This window comes from Paenibacillus xylanilyticus (genome assembly GCF_013359935.1).
Lineage (GTDB): Bacteria > Bacillota > Bacilli > Paenibacillales > Paenibacillaceae > Paenibacillus > Paenibacillus xylanilyticus.
Genome location: NZ_JABMCB010000025.1, coordinates 1 through 632 on the forward strand (window position 1 = coordinate 1; position 632 = coordinate 632).

The 632-nt window shown below is 42.1% G+C and carries 1 protein-coding gene; it reads right to left on the reverse strand.

All coding sequences use genetic code 11. The features are described from left to right. Window positions 1-138: 138 nt before the first annotated feature. Window positions 139-573, reverse strand: coding sequence for a protein rexB (locus tag HP552_RS00145; protein WP_001245922.1), 435 nt, complete (start codon window positions 571-573; stop codon window positions 139-141). Between the last annotated feature and the right edge of the window lie 59 nt (window positions 574-632).

Here is a 632-nt window from a genome sequence, read left to right on the forward strand (position 1 = left end):
GGGGGGCATTGTTTGGTAGGTGAGAGATCTGAATTGCTATGTTTAGTGAGTTGTATCTATTTATTTTTCAATAAATACAATTGGTTATGTGTTTTGGGGGCGATCGTGAGGCAAAGAAAACCCGGCGCTGAGGCCGGGTTATTCTTGTTCTCTGGTCAAATTATATAGTTGGAAAACAAGGATGCATATATGAATGAACGATGCAGAGGCAATGCCGATGGCGATAGTGGGTATCATGTAGCCGCTTATGCTGGAAAGAAGCAATAACCCGCAGAAAAACAAAGCTCCAAGCTCAACAAAACTAAGGGCATAGACAATAACTACCGATGTCATATACCCATACTCTCTAATCTTGGCCAGTCGGCGCGTTCTGCTTCCGATTAGAAACGTCAAGGCAGCAATCAGGATTGCAATCATGGTTCCTGCATATGATGACAATGTCGCCCCAAGACCATCTCTATGAGCTGAAAAAGAAACACCAGGAATGTAGTGGCGGAAAAGGAGATAGCAAATGCTTACGATAACGTAAGGAATTATTACTATGTAAACACCAGGCATGATTCTGTTCCGCATAATTACTCCTGATAATTAATCCTTAACTTTGCCCACCTGCCTTTTAAAACATTCCAGTA

Bases quoted from the DNA above. Each gene is read 5' to 3' on its own strand.
- HP552_RS00145 (WP_001245922.1), bottom strand. From the start codon at position 573: ATGCGGAACAGAATCATGCCTGGTGTTTACATAGTAATAATTCCTTAC.